Raw genomic sequence first — 18,104 nt, 5'->3', positions numbered from 1 at the left:
TCGCCGCAGACCCGCGCCGCCGTTCACCCGTGTTCGCCGCAGAGCCCGCCGTGATCGCAGTACGGCGTGTTTCCGGTGCGTCCGCAGCCGCACAGCATCACCCGGGTCCGCGGGGCGCGGGGGCTGATCGGTGGCCACCGGTGACCTTTCCGGTTGGTTCATGACTCCGTACGGACCCCCCAGCGTCTCCCGTGATCAACGGCCCGCTGCTCGAACCGGCCCGGACCGGTCCCGATCAGGCGCTCCGGACCGCCGTGGCGGAGTTGTGTGTGATCAGTGATGCACTTGTGAGCCCGCTTTCTTTTCTTTTTTGCAGTGTGACTAATATCGATCTGTCGGAGTTCTCAACGGATTTGACCAGTCGTGAGGCTGGCATCATCGTCAAGGAGCACGCCCTGCGCACGCGCGCCTCACGGCGGACCCAATCGGCCACCATGTCGTTGCGGACGGCCCTGCTCGTACTGGCCATCGTCCCCGGCGTAGCCCTGGCCGCCCTCTGGGCCGTCACCAGCGGCCAGATGCTGCTGGACTTCCAACGCCAGGCAGCCCAGGGGCAGTTGGCCCAGAAGGCGGGCCAGCCGTCCAACATCGTCTATTACAACCTGCAGGAGGAGCGCCGGCTCAGCGCCGAGGCGCTCGCCCGGCACAAGGGCTCGACCGATGCGCTGGAGCAGCAGCGCAAGAAGACCGACGAGGCGATCAAAAGCTTTCAGTCGCTCTCCGACGTGGCGACCGGCGACGCCCCCGCCGAGGTCCGCGCCGCGGTCGCCACGGCCCGTGAGGCGATCAACCGACTGCCCGCCCAGCGCACCCTCGTGGACGAGGGCGGCAACGATCAGCAGAAAGTCGTGTACGGCTACTACACGGACCTGATCGCGGTCGACCTCGAACTCTTCACCGCGCTCAGCCATGTCGACAACGGCCGGATCACCACGCTCTCGCAGCCGCTCGTCGACCTGTTCTGGACCAAGGAGATGATCTCCCGTTCGGACGCGCTGCTGGCACGCGGCTGGTCCGAGGGGAAGCTGAGCAGCGAGGACCTGCGACAGGTCCGGGAGGCCGTGTCCGGCCAGTCGCTCCAGTACTCCACCAAGGTCGTCCCCTATCTGCCGTCGGACGAGAAGGCCATGTGGGAGGAGATCACCCGCAGTCCGGCCTGGCAGACCAAGACGCGGGTGGAGAACGAGGTGCTGCGGCCGGCCGGTGCCGACGCCGCCGGGTTCGTCGAGGTCGGCGCCGAGGAGAAGACCTGGCGCGCCGCGATGGACGAGCTCTCTCCGCGGATCGAGAAGCTGCTGGAACACCGCACCGCCCTCGTGGTCGAGGAGGGCAAGGGCAGTGTGATGTCACTGCTGTTCAAGATGGTGCTGACCACGGTGGTCGGTCTGGTGGCCGTGATCGCGGTCATCTGGACCACCTGGCGCCTCACCCGTAACCTCCGCCGCCGCATCGGCAGGCTGCAGGAGCGGGCCGAGGAGCTGGAAAAGGCGCTGCCCGACGTCGTCGAGCGGCTGGGCAAGGGCGAGCGCATCGATGTCGAGGCCGAGGCCCGCGCCATCGAGCGCGATGACAAGGGCGACAAGGGCGACGAGCTGACCCAGCTCGGCGACGCGCTCAACCTGGCACGCACCAGTGCGCTGGCCGCGGCCGTCAAACAGGCCGATCAGCACCGCGGATTCGAGCGGCTGCTCCAGCGCATCGCGCGCCGCACCCAGCAGTTGATCGGCCAGCAGCTGAAGAAGCTGGACGAGCTGGAGCGCAAGCACGAGGACCCCGAGGTGCTGGACGGCCTCTTCGACCTCGACCACCTCACCGCCCGGCTGCGGCGGTACGAGGAGAACCTGGTGATCCTCGCGGGCGGCTCCCCGCACCGGCGCTGGCGCAAGCCGGTTCCGCTGCTGGACGTGATGCGTTCCGCCCAGGGCGAGGTGCAGGACTACCAGCGTGTGGTGCTGGACCTGGACGGCAGCCCCTGGCTGTCGGAGCGGGCCGTCGGACCGGTCTCGCACGTGCTGGCCGAGCTCATGGAGAACGCGCTCAGCTTCTCCCGGCCGCCCTCCCCGGTCGAGGTCAGAGCCGCCAAGGTGAGCCGCGGTCTGGCCATCGAGGTCGAGGACCGGGGCCTGGGGATGGAGGAGGACCAGCTGGCCGCGGCCAACGAGCTGATGGTCCGGCCGCCCCGGATGGACGTGCTCGCCCACTCCGACGACATCCGGCTCGGTCTGTACGTGATCGCACGGCTCGCGGACCAGCACGGTCTGCGGGTGGAGTTCCGTTCCTCGCCGTACGGCGGTACGCGGGTGGTCGTGCTCGTCCCCGACGAGCTCACCGTCTCCGAGCCGCAGTCCGGCCCGGTCGGCGTGCCCTCCTCCGCTCCCGCACCCGCCGCCCCCGCGGCGGCCCAAGCACCGGGTGACGCGCTGCCGACCCGCGTCCAGGGTCAGGCACTGGCCGGAGTCACCGCGCTGAACGCGGCGGGCGCGCCCTACGCCACCCCGGAGCAGCCGTACGCGGCGCCGGAGAACCCGGTCCCGGCGCAGGACGAGCCGTACGGGGCGCCCACCGACCCGTACAACGCATCGCCCGCACCTGCTTCGCCCACCGCGTCCCGCACGGCACACGAGACCCCGTACAACGCGGCCGAACAGCCGTACATGACGGCGGCCGGCCAGTACCCCGTGGACCAGCCGCCGTACCCGATGCCGCAGGAGACGTACGCGATGCCCGAGGAGCCGTACCCGGCTCCCCAGCAGCCGTACGCCGCTCCGTACCCCTCGGGCGCCGGGACGGACCGTCCCCGCCTCCCGATCCCCGGGCCCCGGCAGTCCGGGCCGGACGTCGCCCGCCCCGCGCAGCTGCCGGTGTCCGTGCCCGACCATCCGGCGCCGCCGGAGCCGGACGCCCTGCGCCCGGAGAGCGGGTCCGGGCGGCCCGCCCTTCCCGCGCCCGGTGCGGAGCCACCGCTGCCGCGCCGGGTACGACAGGCCAGCCTGGCGGACGAGCTGCGGATCGCCCCGGCCGCCCGGCCCGCCGCGGCCACGCCGCCGGGCCCGTCCGAGAACTCACAGCCGCGACCGGCCCCCCGCCGGGCCGGAGCGGCGATCGGAGCGTTCCAGCGCCGCTCCCGCGCGGCCCGCGCGATCGACGGGACGACGACGCAGCCCGCTCCACCCGCAACCCCCCTCCCCACGAGAGAAGAACGGTCATGACACGCACAACCGCCACTCACCAGGATCTCGACTGGCTGCTCGACGGTCTGGTGGACTCGGTGGCCGAGACCCGGAACGCCGTGCTGCTCTCCGACGACGGTCTGGTGGTGAGCCACTCGCGCACCATCGACCGTGCCGACGCCGAGCGGCTGGCCGCCATCTGCACCGGTCAGCAGAGCCTGGCCCGCGGCGTCGGGCAGCTCTTCGACGGCGGCGGCGTCCACCAGGTGATCGTCGAACTCGCCGACCTCTGGCTCTTCATCATCTCGGCCGCCCAGGGCACCCACCTGGCCGTGATCGCCTCCCAGGAGGTGGACGCCGAGATCATGTCACTCGCCATGCACAACCTCGTCCAGCAGGTCGGCCAGAAGCTCGGCACCCCGGCCCGCGGTGAGTTCGACGCCTTCGGATCCGGGAACGGGCAGCGCGCGTGACCCCGCACTGGGAGGAGGAGGCCGAGGAGGACGGGGCGGGCTCGATGGTGCGCCCGTACACCATCACCCGGGGCCGGACCGCTCCCGAGCGGGACGACTTGACCCTCATCACGGTGCTGACGACCGCGCAGGACCCGCGGGACGAGCACGGTGCGCCGATCCTGCCGGGAAGGCTCCAGCCGGAGCACCGGCTGATCCTCGCGCACTGCCGCCGCCCGTCCGCGGTCGCCGAGGTCGCGTCCGGCCTCGGCCTCCCGGTGTCGGTGACCAAGATCCTGCTGGCCGACCTCGTCGCCCAGGGCCTCCTGCTGGCCCGTGCCCCGCTCTCGGTGGCGCGGGCGGCCGGCGGGGCCCGGATGGACCTGCTGGCCACCGTTCGTGACGGACTCCGGAGACTCTGAACCAACATGACAAGCAGTCAGGCGGCCCCCGCCGCCGTCAAGATCCTCGTCGCCGGCGGTTTCGGCGTCGGCAAGACCACCCTGGTGGGAGCAGTCAGCGAAGTCGCCCCGCTGCGCACCGAGGAGTACCTGACCAAGGCCAGCATCGGTGTCGACGACCTGGCCGGGGTCGGCGGGAAGGACACGACCACCGTGGCCCTGGACTTCGGGCGGATCACGGTCAGTTCCGAGGTGGTGGTCTACCTCTTCGGCACCCCCGGCCAGGAACGCTTCTGGTTCATGTGGAACGACCTGGTCAACGGGGCGCTCGGCGGTGTAGTGATCGCCGACACCCGCAGGCTGGAGACCAGTTTCGCGTCGATCGACTTCTACGAGAGCCGGGACATCCCGTTCGTGGTCGCGATCAACTGCTTCCACGGTCACAACACCCGTACACCGGACGAGATCAGAGCAGCTCTCGACCTCGATCCGCACGTCCCGATGCTGATCGGCGACGTGCGCGAGCGGCCGTTCGGCCGGGACGTGCTGCTGGCCCTGGTGGACCACCTGATGGGCGTGCCCGTCGTGGCCGGCTGACCGTGCGCTCCCCTCACTCCCCGTACCTTCTGCACCTTTCTCGCTCTGGAGAGATCTGAGATGGCATCACCCCTGCGCGTCCTGGTTCACGGCGGCGGCATCGGCGGGCTCACCCTCGCCACCGCGCTGGCCCGGCGCGGCCACACCGTCGAGGTCGCCGAGCTCCGCGACGAGCTGGAAGCGCTCGGCGTCGGCATCATCCAGCCGTCCAACGCCCTCCACGTCATGCGGGAGATCGGGGTGCTCGACGACTGCCTCAAGGCAGGCTTCGAGTGGGAGATCCTGACCATCGCCGACCCGGCCGGCAACACGCTCGCCGAGATTCCGCAGCCGAGGATGGACGACGTCCCCTCGAACAACGGTATCCCGCGCCCCGCCCTCGCTCAGATACTGAACGCCGCCGCCGTGGCCGCCGGGGCCGTGATCCGCTTCGGCACCACCATCACGGAGCTGGCCGACGACGGCTCCGGCGTGGACGTCACCCTCTCCGACGGCTCCACCGGGCGCTGGGACCTGGTGGTCGGCTTCGACGGCATCGGTTCGCCGCTGCGCACCCGGCTGTACGGGGACCGTTACGTCCCCGAGTACACCGGGTTCGCCAACTGGCGGGTGACAGTGGACCGCCGGCCCCGGGTGCGGGGTGTGGTGATGGGCACCGCGGGCCGGGCCGCGAAGGCGCTGCTCACCCCGATCACCGAGGAACTGATGTACCTGGGAGCGGTGTTCGCCGAGTCCGAGGACTTCCGGCCGGACCCGGAGCGGGCCCACGAGCAGCTCACGGAGCGGCTGGCGATGTTCTCCGGGCCGGTCGCCGAGGCGCTCGCCACCGTCACCGACCCGGCCGCGGTGGTGTACTCGCGGATCTCCCAGGTGACGGTCGACGAGCCGTGGCACGTCGGCCGGGTGGTGCTGGCGGGTGACGCCGCGCACGCCTCCACCCCGCACATCGCGCAGGGTGCGGCGATGGCCGTCGAGGACGCGCTGGTGCTCGCCGAGTCGCTGGACACCGAGGCCGATGTGGCAGCGGCCCTCGAAGCGTGGGAGGCGCGCCGCCGCCCCCGGGCCATGTGGGTGCAGGCCATGTCGCGTGCGGTGCTCAAGCAGGAGACCGGCAGCGAGACCACGCCCGAGGAGGACGAGCTGCTGAAGATCGGCATTCCGGGCGCGGCGCATGTGCTGGTGAAGCCGTACTGATCCGCGCCGATCCGCGCGTCGCCGGGCGGGCCGGGCACGCGGTGCCCGGCCCGCCCGGCGCGTTCACGGCAGCACCGCCACCCCGTCGATCTCGACCAGTGCCTGCTCGTCCCAGAGCCTCGCCACCCCGATGACCGCCATGGCCGGATAGTCGCGGCCCGCCAACTGCCGCCAGATCCGGCCCAGTTCCCCGGCATGGGTGCGGTAGTCGGCCACATCGGTGGCGTACACGGTGACCCGGGCCAGGTCCGCCGGGGCGCCGCCCGCCGCACGCAGCGCGGTGAGCAAGTTGGTGAGCGCCGTCGCGAACTGCTCGGGCAGGCCCGCGCCGACGACCTTGCCGTCCTGGTCGAGGGCGGTCTGCCCGGCCAGGAAGACCAGTTGACCGCCGATGGCGGTGACGGCGTGCGAGAAGCCGGTGGGCGGCGACAGCTCGGCGGGGTTGATCCGGTGGAGCGGACTCATGCGGACGCCTCCCGGTTCGCGTACAGCTCCTTGGCGATGATCGTGCGCTGGACCTCGCTGGCGCCCTCGTAGATCCGTGGGGCGCGGACCTCTCTGTACAGGTGTTCGAGGAGGTGGCCGCGGCGCAGGGCGCGGGCGCCGTGCAGTTGGACGGCGGTGTCGACGACGTACTGCGCGGTCTCGGTGGCGTACAGCTTCGCCATGGCCGCGCGGCGCGGTACGCCGGGCTCGCCCGCGTCGTACGCGGCAGCGGCCGCGTACACCAGCAGCCGGGCGGCTTCGGTACGGGTGGCCATCTCGGCGACCTGGTGGGAGACGGCCTGAAGGTCCTTCAGCGGGCCGCCGAAGGCGGTGCGTCCGGCGGTGTGCGTCACCGTGGCGTCGAGGGCGGCGCGGGCCATGCCGACGGCGAACGCGCCGACGCTGGGGCGGAACAGGTTGAGGGTGTCCATGGCGACCCGGAAGCCGCGGTCCGGTTCGCCGAGCACATCGTCGGCGGTGACCGGGACACCGTCGAAGACCAGGGTTCCGATGGGGTGCGGCGAGAGCATGTCGAGGGCGGTGCCGGTCAGTCCGGGGCGGTCGGCGGGGACCAGGAACGCGGTGACGCCACGGGATCCGGCGCCCTGGGTCGTACGCGCGAAGACGGTGTAGAAGTCGGCCTCGGGTGCGTTGGAGATCCAGCACTTCTCGCCGGTCAGGCGCCAGCCGTCGGGGGCGCGTTCGGCGTTCAGGGCGAGGGCCGCCGCGTCGGAGCCCGCGCCCGGTTCGCTGAGTGCGAAGGCGGCGACGGCGCGGCCGGCGCGCACTTCGGGGAGCCAGCGCTCGCGGAGAGCCGGGGTTCCCGCCCGGAGCACGGGGTGGGTGCCGAGGCCCTGGAGGGCCAGTGCGGTCTCGGCCTCCGTGCAGCCGCGGGCCAGGGACTCGCGGAGCAGGCAGAGGTCGAGGGCGCCGGAGTTCAGCAGCCGGTCGAGGAGACCCGACTCGCCGAGTGCGGTGATCAGGGGGCGGTTGACGTGGCCCGGGTCGCCCTTTTCGGCGAGGGGGCGCAATTGCTGCTCGGCAAGGACTCTCAGTTCCTCGCACCAGGCGGTTTGTGCCGGATCGAGCGAGAATGCCGTCATACCGGCGCCTCTCTTGTCGGTGTCCGAGGCACCCGGGGGCGCATCTCGTTTTTCTCGTCTTATCGCGGACCGTTGACTACCGTCACCCAAACGATACGCTCCGGAGGCGACAAGGGGGCGATCCGTCATGGACCCGAAGACCTCAGCGCACCTCGACAGCTTCGCCAGGGAGCACCTGCCACCTCCGGACCAGTGGCCGGAACTGCTCTTCGACCTGCCCGAACTGAACTACCCGGCCCGCCTCAACTGCGCGGCGGAGCTCCTGGACCGTACGGCCGAGCGCTTCGGCCCCGACCGCCCCGCCTTCCGTACCCCGGACGGCGGAGTGTGGAGCTACGGGGAACTGCGGGACCGGGTGGACCGGATCGCCCATGTCCTCACGTCGGATCTGGGGGTCGTCCCCGGCAACCGCGTGCTGCTGCGCGGCCCCACCACGCCCCAGCTGGCCGCCTGCTGGCTCGCGGTGCTGAAGGCGGGCGCGATCGCCGTCACGGTGCTGGCCCAGCAGCGGTCCGCCGAGCTCGCCACCATCTGCTCGATCGCCCGGGTGAGCCACGCACTGTGCGACATCCGGGCGATCGACGATCTGGTGAAGGCTCAGGTGCCGGGACTACGGATCACGGCGTACGGGGGTGACGCCCCGGACGATCTGCTGCGGCTGGCCGAGGCCGAGCGGGGGCCGTACCTGCCGGTGGACACGGCGGCGGACGATGTCGCGCTGATCGCGTTCACCTCGGGCACGACCGGGCGGCCGAAGGGCTGTATGCACTTCCACCGGGACGTGCTCGCCATCGCCGACACGTTCTCGCGCCATGTCCTGCGCCCGACGCCCGACGACGTGTTCGCGGGCAGTCCGCCGCTCGGCTTCACCTTCGGGCTCGGCGGTCTGGTGGTCTTCCCACTGCGGGCCGGTGCCAGTTCCCTGCTGCTCGAACAGGCCGGCCCGGTGCAGCTGTTGCCCGCGCTCGCCGCCCACCGGGTGTCGGTGCTGTTCACGGCGCCGACCGCGTACCGCGTGATGCTCGACCGCGTCGACGAGCACGATCTGACCGCGCTGCGGCGCTGTGTCTCGGCCGGCGAGAACCTCCCGGTGGCCACCTGGCGGTCCTGGTACGAGCGGACGGGTCTGCGCATCATCAACGGCATCGGCGCCACCGAACTGCTGCACATCTTCATCTCCGCCGCCGACGACGCGATCCGCCCCGGCACCACCGGAGTTCCGGTGCCCGGCTGGCAGGCCCGGGTGGTGGACGGCGAGGGCCGGCAGATGCCGGACGGGGAGCCGGGGCTCCTCGCCGTACGCGGTCCGATCGGCTGCCGCTATCTCGCCGACGAACGCCAGCGGGACTACGTGGCGCACGGCTGGAACATCACCGGTGACACGTATGTGCGCGATCCGGACGGCTACTTCCGTTACGTCGCCCGCGCCGACGACATGATCATCTCCTCCGGCTACAACATCGCGGGCCCCGAGGTCGAGGACGCCGTGTTGCGTCACCCCGCGGTGGCCGAGGCCGCGGTGGTGGGGCGGCCCGACGAACTGCGCGGCCGGATCGTGGTGGCGTACGTGGTGCTGCGTGAGGGCGCCGAACTGTCGGCCGACGAGCTGCGTACGTACATGAAGGGCGAACTGGCCCCGCACAAGTGCCCGCGCGTCGTCGAGTTCCTGCCCGCACTGCCCCGGACCGCCACCGGGAAGCTGCAGCGCTTCCGGCTGCGGGACCAGTGACCCCGAAATGCTGCGAGCCGAGTGACCCGGAAATACGGGTGCTTCGCGCCACCCGCACCCGGCAGGATGAGGCATGACCTGGACCTTCACCGATGACGTCGACGTATTTCTGGACGCGGCCGGCGCCTCGCTGGCCGCCCGGCCCGCCGAGAACACCCTGGTGCTGACCGTCACCGCGGCCCTGCGTCGGGGCGGCCCGCACGCCTACACCGACTCCGCCCCGCTGCTGGGCTGGTGGCGCGGGGCGGACGGCGAGGTCGCGGGGACGCTGGTGCAGACCCCGCCGTACCGGCCACTGCTGGGGACCGTCGCCCCGGAAGCGCTCGCCCCGCTGGCCGCCGCGCTCCCGCTGACCGGGGTCAACGCGGACCGGGCCACCGCCGAGGCGCTGGCCGCCACCTGGCCGGGCCACCGGGTCGACCAGGAGCAGCGGCTCTACCGGCTGGAGACGCTGGTCCCGCCCTCTCCGGCACCGGCCGGGAGGCACCGGGCCGCCACCGCCGCCGACCGGGAGCCGCTGGTGCGCTGGTTCCACGCGTTCGCCGACCAGGTCGGCCAGCCCGGCAAAAATGCCGAGCGGCTGGTGGACGAAGGGACGGCAGCCGGCACGCTGACACTCTGGGAGGACGGCGGCGTCCCGGTGTCGATGGCGGGTGCCTCGCCACGGATCGCGGGCACGGTACGGATCGCGACGGTCTACACACCTGCCGAGTACCGCGGCCGGGGCTACGCGGCCGCGGTGACGGCGGAGGTCGCCCGGGCGGCTCGGGAGGCGGGCGCGCAGGAGGTGCTGCTCTTCACCGACCTTGCGAACCCGACCAGCAACGGCGTGTACCGGCGCATCGGCTTCCGGGCGGTCTCGGACCGGCTGCTGATCAGCGCGGCGGAGGAGCCCGTCACCCCAGGGTGAGCCGGGGCTTCGGTGCGTCCGTGCGGCCCGTCGGCGGGGTGCGGCTGCCCGCGCGGTACGGGAGCGGCCAGGGCGCGCCCGGACCGCTGTAGCCCTGGTCGGCCGCCGCGTGCAGCGTCCAGTGCGGGTCGTAGAGATGGGGGCGGGCCAGGGCGCAGAGGTCGGCCCGGCCCGCGAGCAGCAGTGAATTGACGTCGTCCCAGGACGAGATCGCGCCGACCGCGATGACCGGCACGCACAGCGTGTTGCGGATCCGGTCCGCGTACGGGGTCTGGTAGGAGCGGCCGTACTCGGGGCGCTCGTCGGGGACGACCTGGCCGGTGGAGACGTCGATGGCATCGGCGCCGTGGGCGACGAAGGCACGGGCGATCTCGACGGCGTCCTCGGCGGTCGTGCCGCCCTCGGCCCAGTCCGTGGCGGAGATGCGGACGGTCATGGGCCGGTCGTCGGGCCAGTCGGCGCGGACCGCGTCGAAGACTTCCAGGGGGAAGCGGAGCCGGTTGCCCAGCGATCCGCCGTACCGGTCGGTGCGGCGGTTGGTGAGCGGCGAGAGGAAGCCGGACAGCAGGTAGCCATGGGCGCAGTGGAGTTCCAGCAGGTCGAAGCCGCAGTGATCGGCACGGCGGGCCGCCGCCGCGAACTGTTCGCGTACGGCGTCGAGTCCGGCTCGGTCCAGGGCGTGCGGGACCTGGTTGACGCCGTCCGCGTACGGGATCGGGGACGCGGCGGTGAGCGGCCAGTTGCCGTGGTCGAGGGGCTGGTCGATGCCCTCCCACATGAGTTTGGTGGATCCCTTGCGTCCGGAGTGGCCGAGCTGGACGCCGATGGCCGTTCCGGGCGCGCTCGCGTGGACGAAGCCGGTGATCCGGGTCCAGGCCGCGGCCTGTTCGGGGCTGTAGAGCCCGGTGCAGCCGGGGGTGATGCGGCCCTCGGCGCTGACGCACACCATCTCCGTCATGACGAGCCCGGCGCCACCGAGTGCGCGTGCGCCCAGGTGGACGAGGTGGAAGTCGCCGGGGACGCCGTCGATGGCCGCGTACATGTCCATGGGTGAGACGACGACGCGGTTGCGGAGTTCGAGGCCGCGCAGCCGCAGCGGGGTGAACATCGGCGGGGTGTCCGGGGCGCAGCCGAACTCCTCCTCGACGGCGGCGGTGAAGGAGGCGTCGCGCAGCCGCAGGTTGTCGTGGGTGACGCGGCGGCTGCGGGTGAGAAGGTTGAAGGCGAACTGGCGGGGCGGCTGGTCGACGTAGGTGCCGAGCTCCTCGAACCAGCGCAGGCTGGCCGCGGCGGCCCGCTGGGTCGATTCGACGACCGGCCGGCGCTCGGTCTCGTACGCGGACAGCGCGGCGGGCAGGTCGGGCTGTTCCTCGATGCAGGCGGCGAGCGCGAGGGCGTCCTCGACGGCGAGTTTGGTGCCGGAGCCGATGGAGAAGTGCGCGGTGTGGGCGGCGTCGCCGATGAGGACCGTGTTGCCGTGCGACCAGCGGGCGTTGACGACGGTGCGGAAGGTCAGCCAGGAGGAGTTGTTGGAGCGCAGCGGCCGGCCGCCGAGCGCCTCGGTGAAGATCTTGGCGCAGCGTACGGTCGAGTGCTCCACGTCGCAGGTGTCGAATCCGGCGGCCCGCCAGACCTCTTCGCGCATCTCGACGATGACGGTGGAGGCGTCGGCCGAGAAGGGGTAGCCGTGCAGCTGCATCACCCCGTACGCGGTCTCGGCGATCTCGAAGCGGAAGGCGTCGAGGGCGAAGTCGGCGGCGAGCCAGATGTAGCGGCAGCGGTGGTCGGTGAGGCGGGGGCCGAAGGTGTCGGCGTGCGCGGCGCGGGTGAGGCTGTGCACTCCGTCGGCGGCGATCACCAGGTCGTGGGCGGCGGCCAGCTCGGCGGCCGGCGGGGCCACGGTGCAAAAGCGGAGGCGTACGCCGAGGGACTCGCAGCGGTCGTGCAGGATCTCCAGGAGCCTGCGCCGGCCCAGCGCGGCGAAGCCGTGGCCGCCGGAGGTCTGGGTCACGCCTCGGTGGACGATGTCGATGTCGTCCCACCGTACGAATTCGTCCTGGAGCGCCCGGTACACGACGGGGTCGGCGTGTTCGATGCCGCCGAGGGTCTCGTCGGAGAGGACGACGCCGAAGCCGAAGGTGTCGTCGGGGGCGTTACGCTCCCAGACGGTGATGTCGCGTTCCGGATCGAGCCGCTTGAGCAGGGCCGCGGCGTAGAGCCCACCGGGTCCGCCGCCGATGACCGCGATCCGTTTCACGCCGGTCGGCTTCGTTGCGGAGGGATGTGTGCCAGGAGCCGTCGCCGTCGCGGCGGATGGAATCACACCCGGCGCCGTCGCGGCGGACGGTCCCGAGCCGGTGGCGCTGATGTCGGGCGGCATCGCGCTACCGGCCTTGCCACTTCGGTGGCCGCTTCTCGGTGAAGGCGGCATGGAATTCGGCGTAGTCGTCGCCGTGCATCAGCAGGGCCTGGGTCGCGGCGTCCATCTCGACCGCGGCGGCGAGCGGCATGTCGAGTTCGGCGGTGAGCAGTGCCTTGGTCTGGGCGAGGGCGAGGGCCGGTCCGTCGGCGAGGCGGCGGGCGAGCGCCGCCGCGCGCACATCCGCCTGGCCTTCCTCGGTCAGCTCGCTGATCAGTCCGATCCGCTCAGCTTCGGGCGCGCGGACCGGTTCGCCGAGCATCAGCAGTCGGGTGGCGTGACCGAGGCCGACGACGCGCGGCAGCAGGTAGGCGGCGCCCATGTCGCCGCCGGAGAGACCGACCTTGGTGAAGAGGAAGGCGAAGCGGGCGGACGGGTCCGCGATCCGGAAATCGGCGGCCAGTGCGAGAACCGCGCCGGCACCTGCGGCCACGCCGTGTACGGCGGCGATGACGGGGAAGGGGGTTTCACGAAGGGCCCGCACCACCTGCCCGGTCATGCGGTTGAAATCGAGGAGCTGGGCGGTGTCCATGGCGAGTGTCGCGCCGATGATGTCGTCGACATCTCCGCCCGAGCAGAATCCGCGGCCCTCCCCCGCGAGCACCAGCGCGCGCACGGTGCGTTCGCGGGACAGTTCGGCAAGCAGGTCGCGCAGGTCGGCGTAGGCACCGAAGGTGAGCGCGTTGAGTTTCTCGGGGCGGGCGAGGGTGACGGTGGCGACTCCGTCGTCCGTCGTCAGCCGCAGATGACGCCAGTCATCCGTACGGGGGGCGGAGCTGGGAAACGGACTCATGGAGGGGGCTCTCCTTCAGCCGTCGGGCCGCTGCCTGCGATACCTGCAACCGAACTTATCACTCGTACGTGACTCCCGTCACGGGCACGCGATACGCGGAGCGTGAGAAAGCAGTGCCGAATGTCCCCTTCATGCCGGTCGGCAGACCCTGGTCCGAACTCGTTGCACTTCGTAAAGGTTGAACCGAAGAAGTGTTGACGTCCAGAAAGCCCTCCGACCGGCCCCGGAAACCCCACCGACGCCCGGAATCTCGACCGACTACGGAACGGAAACTCTGCCGTGCTCCCCGATGCCCCCGTCCCTGCCTCCTGGCGGATCGCCCTGCCGCACTCGACGGTGGCCGTACCGGTCGCCCGCGCCCTGATCCGTACGGCGCTGGCGGAGATCGACGCTCCGGCCGATTCGGACACCGCCGAGCTCCTCACCGCCGAGCTGGTCACCAATGCGGTGGAGCACACCCGCGGGGCGGAGCCGATCGAGCTGGTGGTGGAGCTGCTGCCGACCGGCTGCCAGGTGGAGGTGCACGACCGCGACCCCGCCCCGCCGGGTGATCTCTCCCATCCGCGGCCCGGCAGCGAGCCGGACCCGTGGCAGGAGCACGGCCGGGGGCTGCTGCTGATCCGTACGCTCAGTTCGTCCTGCGGTCACCGCACGACGGAGCACGGCAAGGCGGTCTGGTTCACCCTGCCGTCCCGTACACCGCAGAACTTACCCGCCGCCCCCGCGCCGCCCCGGTCCCCCTGATCACCCCGCGTCGGCAGCGGCCAGCCGGGAGCGGCTGCGGCCGTAGAAGGCGTAGACCGCCGCGCCGACGAGCAGGAAGACGGCGAACTGCACCCAGGTCGCCCAGCCCGTCCCGTACATCAGATACAGGCAGAATCCGACGCCCAGGACCGGGCTCAGCGGGTAGAGCGGCACCCGGAACGAGCCCCTCACCTCGGGGTTGCGGCGGCGCAGCACGATCACCGCGATGTTCACCGCGACCATGGTGGCCAGTGCGCCGATGGTCGTCAGATTCACCACCACGTCGAGCGAGGAGAAGGCCGCCGGTACCGCGAAGACGACCGCCACGATCCAGGTGTTGGCGACCGGCGTCGCCGTCCGCGGCGAGACCCGCTCGAAGACCCGGGGGATCAGGCCGTCGCGGGACATCGACATCAGGATGCGGGTCTGCCCGTACATCACCGCGAGCACGACGGACGCGATCGCGACGACCGCGCCGAAGGCGATGATCCCGCCTCCGACGTTCGAGTCGGTGACCTGGTCGACGACGATCGAGAGCGCGGCCGGCCGGTGGGCAACGGCCTCCGGGCCGAGGGCTCCGATGGCGGCGAGCGCGACGGCGCAGTAGAGCAGCGTGACCAGGCCGATGCAGATCATGATCGCGATCGGGATGTTCCGCCGCGGGTTCCTGACCTCTTCGCCCGCGGTGGTGATGGCGTCGAAGCCGATGTACGAGAAGAACGCCAGCGACGCACCGGCGGTGACCCCGCCCGCTCCGTGAGCGACGAACGGCGTGAGATTCCCGTGCTCGAAGGCCGTGAAGGCGATGACGCAGAACATGATCAGGACGGCGATCTTGAGGACCGCCATCGCGGTGGTGGCTCCCGCGCTCTCCCGGACGCCGCGCACCAGCAGGGTGGCGGCCATCATGATCACCAGGACGGCGGGCAGATTGATCACTCCGCCGTCGCCGGGCCCCGCCGAGAGAGCGGCGGGCAGCTGCAGACCGAACAGGCTGCTCAGCAGCTCGTTGACGTACTGGCTCCAGCCGACGGCGACCGCGGAGACCGAGACGCCGTACTCCAGCAGCAGACACCAGCCGACGAGGAACGCGATGCGCTCGCCGAGCGTCGCATAGGCGAAGGAGTACGAGCTGCCGGAGACCGGGATCGCGCTGCCCAGCTCAGCGAAGGAGAACGCGGTGAAGATGCAGGTGATCGCCGCGAGCACGAAGGACAGCACGACGGCGGGGCCGGCCTCGGCGACGCTGTCGGAGAGGCCGACGAAGATGCCGGTGCCGACGACGGCGCCGACACCGAAGCACACCAGCTGGAAGAGGCCCATGGAGCGTCTGAGGCCGTGCCCCTCCAGGTCGGCGCCGGACTCGGCGATCAGCTGGTGCGGGTTCTTGATGCGTGGCCCGGACGGACGCGTGGGGCTCGGTGGGCGCAGCGGACTCACGGGGATGTTCTCTTCTCTGGTGGAGCATGTGGGGGATGTGCGCCCCGAGGCCTGTGGGGGGCTCCGATTCCGGCTCCGGGCTCCGGGCTCCGGGCTCAGAACTCGGGCCCCAGGGCTCGGGCGCGTGGGGCGGCACGAAAATGGGGTTCGAGCGTGCGAGCTCGAACCCCACCAAGAGGCAACATAATAGTCACCTTCGCGCATGTTCACCCAATTGGATGCATGTTCATGCAGTATTCAGCGCGTGGCCGCCAGGGTCGCCACCAGAACGGCCTTGATCGTGTGCATCCGGTTCTCGGCCTCGTCGAAGACGACCGAGTGCGCGGACTCGAATACCTCGTCGGTGACTTCCAGCTCCGTCAGCCCGTAGGTGGCCTCGATCTCCCGTCCGCCCTTGGTGCCGAGGTCGTGGTAGGCCGGGAGGCAGTGCAGGAACTTCACGTCGGCGTTGCCAGTGGCGCGCAGGACGTCCATGGTCACGGCGTACGGCCCGAGAGCCTCGATACGCTCGGCCCAGACTTCCTTGGGCTCACCCATGGAGACCCAGACATCGGTGGCGACGAAGTCCGCGCCCCCGACACCCGCGGTGACGTCCTCGGTGAGAGTGACCGTCGCGCCGCTCACCTCGGCCAGCGCGCGGGCCTCGGCGACGATCTCCGGGGCCGGCCAGTACGACTTCGGCGCGACGATCCGCACGTCCATGCCCAGCAGCGCGCCGGTGACGAGGTAGGAGTTGCCCATGTTGAAGCGGGCGTCGCCGAGGTAGGCGAAGGCGATGCGCTCCAGCGGCTTCGCGCTGTGCTCGGTCATGGTGAGGACGTCGGCGAGCATCTGGGTCGGGTGCCAGTCGTCGGTGAGTCCGTTGAAGACCGGAACGCCGCCATGGGCGGCCAGCTCCTCGACGGCCACCTGGCTGTCACCCCGGTACTCGATACCGTCGAACATCCGGCCGAGGACGCGGGCCGTGTCCTTCACCGACTCCTTGTGCCCGATCTGCGAGCCGGAGGGGTCGAGATACGTCGTGGACGCACCCTGGTCGGCGGCGGCCACCTCGAAGGCACAGCGGGTGCGGGTCGAGGTCTTCTCGAAGATGAGCGCGATGTTCTTGCCGCGCAGCCGCTGCACTTCGGTCCCCGACTTCTTGGCGGCCTTCAGCTCCGCCGCGAGGTCGATCAGGCCGCGGAACTCCTCGGCCGTGAAGTCCAGCTCCTTGAGGAAGTGGCGGCCTGCGAGGTCTATGGCCATGGGACTGCTCCTGAGTAGGGCGAGGGTCGCACTTGCACTGACTCTGGAAGTCTATACGACACCATGCATTGCTATACGGCGCCTCTTCTCGGGTCCAGGCCGCGCGCCACTACACCGGGTCGCGTACCACGGGGCAGCTCATGCAGCGGGGGCCGCCCCGGCCCCGGCCCAGTTCGCTGCCGCGGATCTCTATGACCTCGATGCCCTCCTTGCGCAGGTAGGTGTTGGTGGTGGCGTTGCGCTCGTACGCGACGACGACACCCGGCTCGACGGCCAGCACATTGCAGCCGTCGTCCCACTGCTCGCGCTGCGCGGCGTGCACATCCTGGGTGGCCGTGAGAACCCGGATCGAGTCCAGGCCCAGAGCGTGCGCGATCGCGTCGTGCATGTGCTCGGGCGGATGGTCGGTGACCTTCAGGTCCCTCGGCCCGTCACCGGGCTCGATGGTGTAGGAGCGGAGCATGCCCAGCCCCGCGTACTTGGTGAAGGTGTCGCCGTCGATCATCGTCATGACCGTGTCGAGGTGCATGAACGCCCGGCGCTTGGGCATGTCGAGCGCCACGATCGTGTGCGCCGAGCCGGCGTCGAACAGCCCGCGGGCCAGCATCTCCACCGCCTGCGGGGTGGTGCGCTCGCTCATCCCGATGAGTACGGCGCCGTGGCCGATGACCAGTACGTCGCCGCCCTCGATGGTGGACGGGTAGTCGTCCTGCCCCTCCGACCAGTGGTGGAAGGCGCCCGCCTCGGGGCCGGTGAAGAGCGGGTGGTGGCGGTAGATCGCCTCGAAGTGGACGGTCTCGCGCTGCCGGGCCGGCCAGCGCATCGCGTTGATGGACACGCCGTCGTATATCCAGGCCGAGGTGTCCCGGGTGAAGAGGTGGTTGGGCAGCGGGCCGAGCAGGAAGTCGTCCAGGTCCATGACGTGGAAGCGGACGGAGGTCGGCTCACTGTGCCGGTCCAGGAACTCCCGCTTGGTCATCCCGCCGACCAGCGCCTGGGCCAGGTCGGCGCTGGGCAACTCCTCGAAGGCGGCCCGCAGATGCTCGGTCGCGAGCGGGCCGTACTCCTTCTCCTCGAAGACCCGGTCCAGGACGAGCCGCCTGGCCACCGGAATGTCCAGCGCCTCACGGAGCAGATCGCCGAAAAGGTGCACCTCCACCCCGCGGTCGCGCAGCACGTCCGCGAAGCCGTCGTGCTCCTGGCGGGCGCGGCGCACCCAGAGCACGTCGTCGAACAGGAGCGCGTCCTTGTTGCTGGGGGTGAGCCTCTTCAGTTCAAGATCGGGGCGGTGCAGGATGACGCGGCGCAGCCGCCCGGCCTCGGAGTCGACGTGGAATCCCATATCTCCATCCTCGCCGTGCGGAGCGCCGTTCACCCGGTGAATCGCCAGCGGGTTTCCCGTGGATCCCCCGGTCTGTCTC

General features: G+C 71.1%; 15 protein-coding genes. 8 read left to right on the top strand and 7 right to left on the bottom strand.

Going from position 1 to position 18,104, the window contains the following annotated elements; all coding sequences use genetic code 11:
- Positions 1-434: 434 nt before the first annotated feature.
- The 5 genes from OG306_RS30655 to OG306_RS30635 are packed head-to-tail and all read left to right on the top strand — an operon-like array spanning position 435 to position 5,814.
- The gene (locus OG306_RS30655) at positions 435-3,209 is read left to right on the top strand and encodes a nitrate- and nitrite sensing domain-containing protein (RefSeq protein ID WP_266749305.1); all 2,775 of its coding nucleotides are present in this window, start codon (positions 435-437) and stop codon (positions 3,207-3,209) included.
- The gene (locus tag OG306_RS30650; RefSeq protein ID WP_266749304.1) at positions 3,206-3,643 is read left to right on the top strand and encodes a roadblock/LC7 domain-containing protein; all 438 of its coding nucleotides are present in this window, start codon (positions 3,206-3,208) and stop codon (positions 3,641-3,643) included. The genes OG306_RS30655 and OG306_RS30650 overlap by 4 nt, the downstream gene beginning before the upstream one ends.
- Positions 3,644-3,687: 44 nt before the next feature.
- Positions 3,688-4,044, top strand: coding sequence for a DUF742 domain-containing protein (locus tag OG306_RS30645; protein ID WP_266752530.1), 357 nt, complete (start codon positions 3,688-3,690; stop codon positions 4,042-4,044).
- A gap of 6 nt (positions 4,045-4,050) precedes the next feature.
- Positions 4,051-4,620, top strand: coding sequence for a GTP-binding protein (locus OG306_RS30640; RefSeq protein WP_266749302.1), 570 nt, complete (start codon positions 4,051-4,053; stop codon positions 4,618-4,620).
- A gap of 60 nt (positions 4,621-4,680) precedes the next feature.
- Positions 4,681-5,814, top strand: coding sequence for an FAD-dependent monooxygenase (locus OG306_RS30635; protein WP_266749301.1), 1,134 nt, complete (start codon positions 4,681-4,683; stop codon positions 5,812-5,814).
- A 63-nt stretch (positions 5,815-5,877) separates the two neighbouring features.
- Here the strand turns inward: OG306_RS30635 and OG306_RS30630 are convergent, their stop codons facing one another.
- On the bottom strand, positions 5,878-6,279 hold the full coding sequence (locus OG306_RS30630) for a RidA family protein (protein WP_266749299.1): 402 nt from the start codon (positions 6,277-6,279) through the stop codon (positions 5,878-5,880).
- Positions 6,276-7,403, bottom strand: coding sequence for an acyl-CoA dehydrogenase family protein (locus tag OG306_RS30625; protein WP_266749298.1), 1,128 nt, complete (start codon positions 7,401-7,403; stop codon positions 6,276-6,278). Before OG306_RS30625 ends, OG306_RS30630 begins: the two co-directional genes overlap by 4 nt.
- 127 nt (positions 7,404-7,530) lie before the next feature.
- Here OG306_RS30625 and OG306_RS30620 point away from each other — a divergent pair, with 127 nt between their 5' ends.
- Positions 7,531-9,132: an AMP-binding protein gene (locus tag OG306_RS30620; protein ID WP_266905112.1), complete on the top strand. Its 1,602-nt coding sequence runs from the start codon at positions 7,531-7,533 to the stop codon at positions 9,130-9,132.
- Between the two features lie 73 nt (positions 9,133-9,205).
- Positions 9,206-10,042 (top strand): GNAT family N-acetyltransferase, encoded by an 837-nt coding sequence (locus OG306_RS30615; protein ID WP_266749295.1) that lies wholly within the window; start codon positions 9,206-9,208, stop codon positions 10,040-10,042.
- Here OG306_RS30615 and OG306_RS30610 read toward each other — a convergent pair.
- Both OG306_RS30610 and OG306_RS30605 read right to left on the bottom strand, forming a co-directional pair.
- Positions 10,029-12,422, bottom strand: a complete 2,394-nt coding sequence (locus OG306_RS30610; protein WP_266749293.1) for a bifunctional salicylyl-CoA 5-hydroxylase/oxidoreductase — start codon at positions 12,420-12,422, stop codon at positions 10,029-10,031. The two genes, OG306_RS30615 and OG306_RS30610, sit on opposite strands and share 14 nt — an antisense overlap.
- 4 nt (positions 12,423-12,426) lie before the next feature.
- Entirely contained in the window at positions 12,427-13,254 is an 828-nt protein-coding gene (locus OG306_RS30605) for an enoyl-CoA hydratase family protein (protein ID WP_114247191.1), read from the bottom strand.
- A 279-nt stretch (positions 13,255-13,533) separates the two neighbouring features.
- Here OG306_RS30605 and OG306_RS30600 point away from each other — a divergent pair, with 279 nt between their 5' ends.
- Entirely contained in the window at positions 13,534-13,998 is a 465-nt protein-coding gene (locus tag OG306_RS30600) for an ATP-binding protein (protein WP_266749292.1), read from the top strand.
- Here the strand turns inward: OG306_RS30600 and OG306_RS30595 are convergent, their stop codons facing one another.
- The 3 genes from OG306_RS30595 to OG306_RS30585 form a co-directional block, all read right to left on the bottom strand.
- Positions 13,999-15,438: an amino acid permease gene (locus OG306_RS30595; protein WP_266749291.1), complete on the bottom strand. Its 1,440-nt coding sequence runs from the start codon at positions 15,436-15,438 to the stop codon at positions 13,999-14,001.
- Between the two features lie 237 nt (positions 15,439-15,675).
- A complete protein-coding gene (gene argF, locus OG306_RS30590) occupies positions 15,676-16,683 on the bottom strand; it encodes an ornithine carbamoyltransferase (protein WP_266905114.1) in 1,008 nt (335 codons plus the stop codon).
- A gap of 109 nt (positions 16,684-16,792) precedes the next feature.
- Positions 16,793-18,025 (bottom strand): arginine deiminase, encoded by a 1,233-nt coding sequence (locus tag OG306_RS30585; protein ID WP_266749288.1) that lies wholly within the window; start codon positions 18,023-18,025, stop codon positions 16,793-16,795.
- Positions 18,026-18,104 lie beyond the last annotated feature (79 nt).

The organism is Streptomyces sp. NBC_01241, assembly GCF_041435435.1.
In the GTDB taxonomy this organism is placed as follows: Bacteria; Actinomycetota; Actinomycetes; order Streptomycetales; family Streptomycetaceae; genus Streptomyces.
This window is presented reverse-complemented; position numbering and strand designations above follow the sequence as displayed.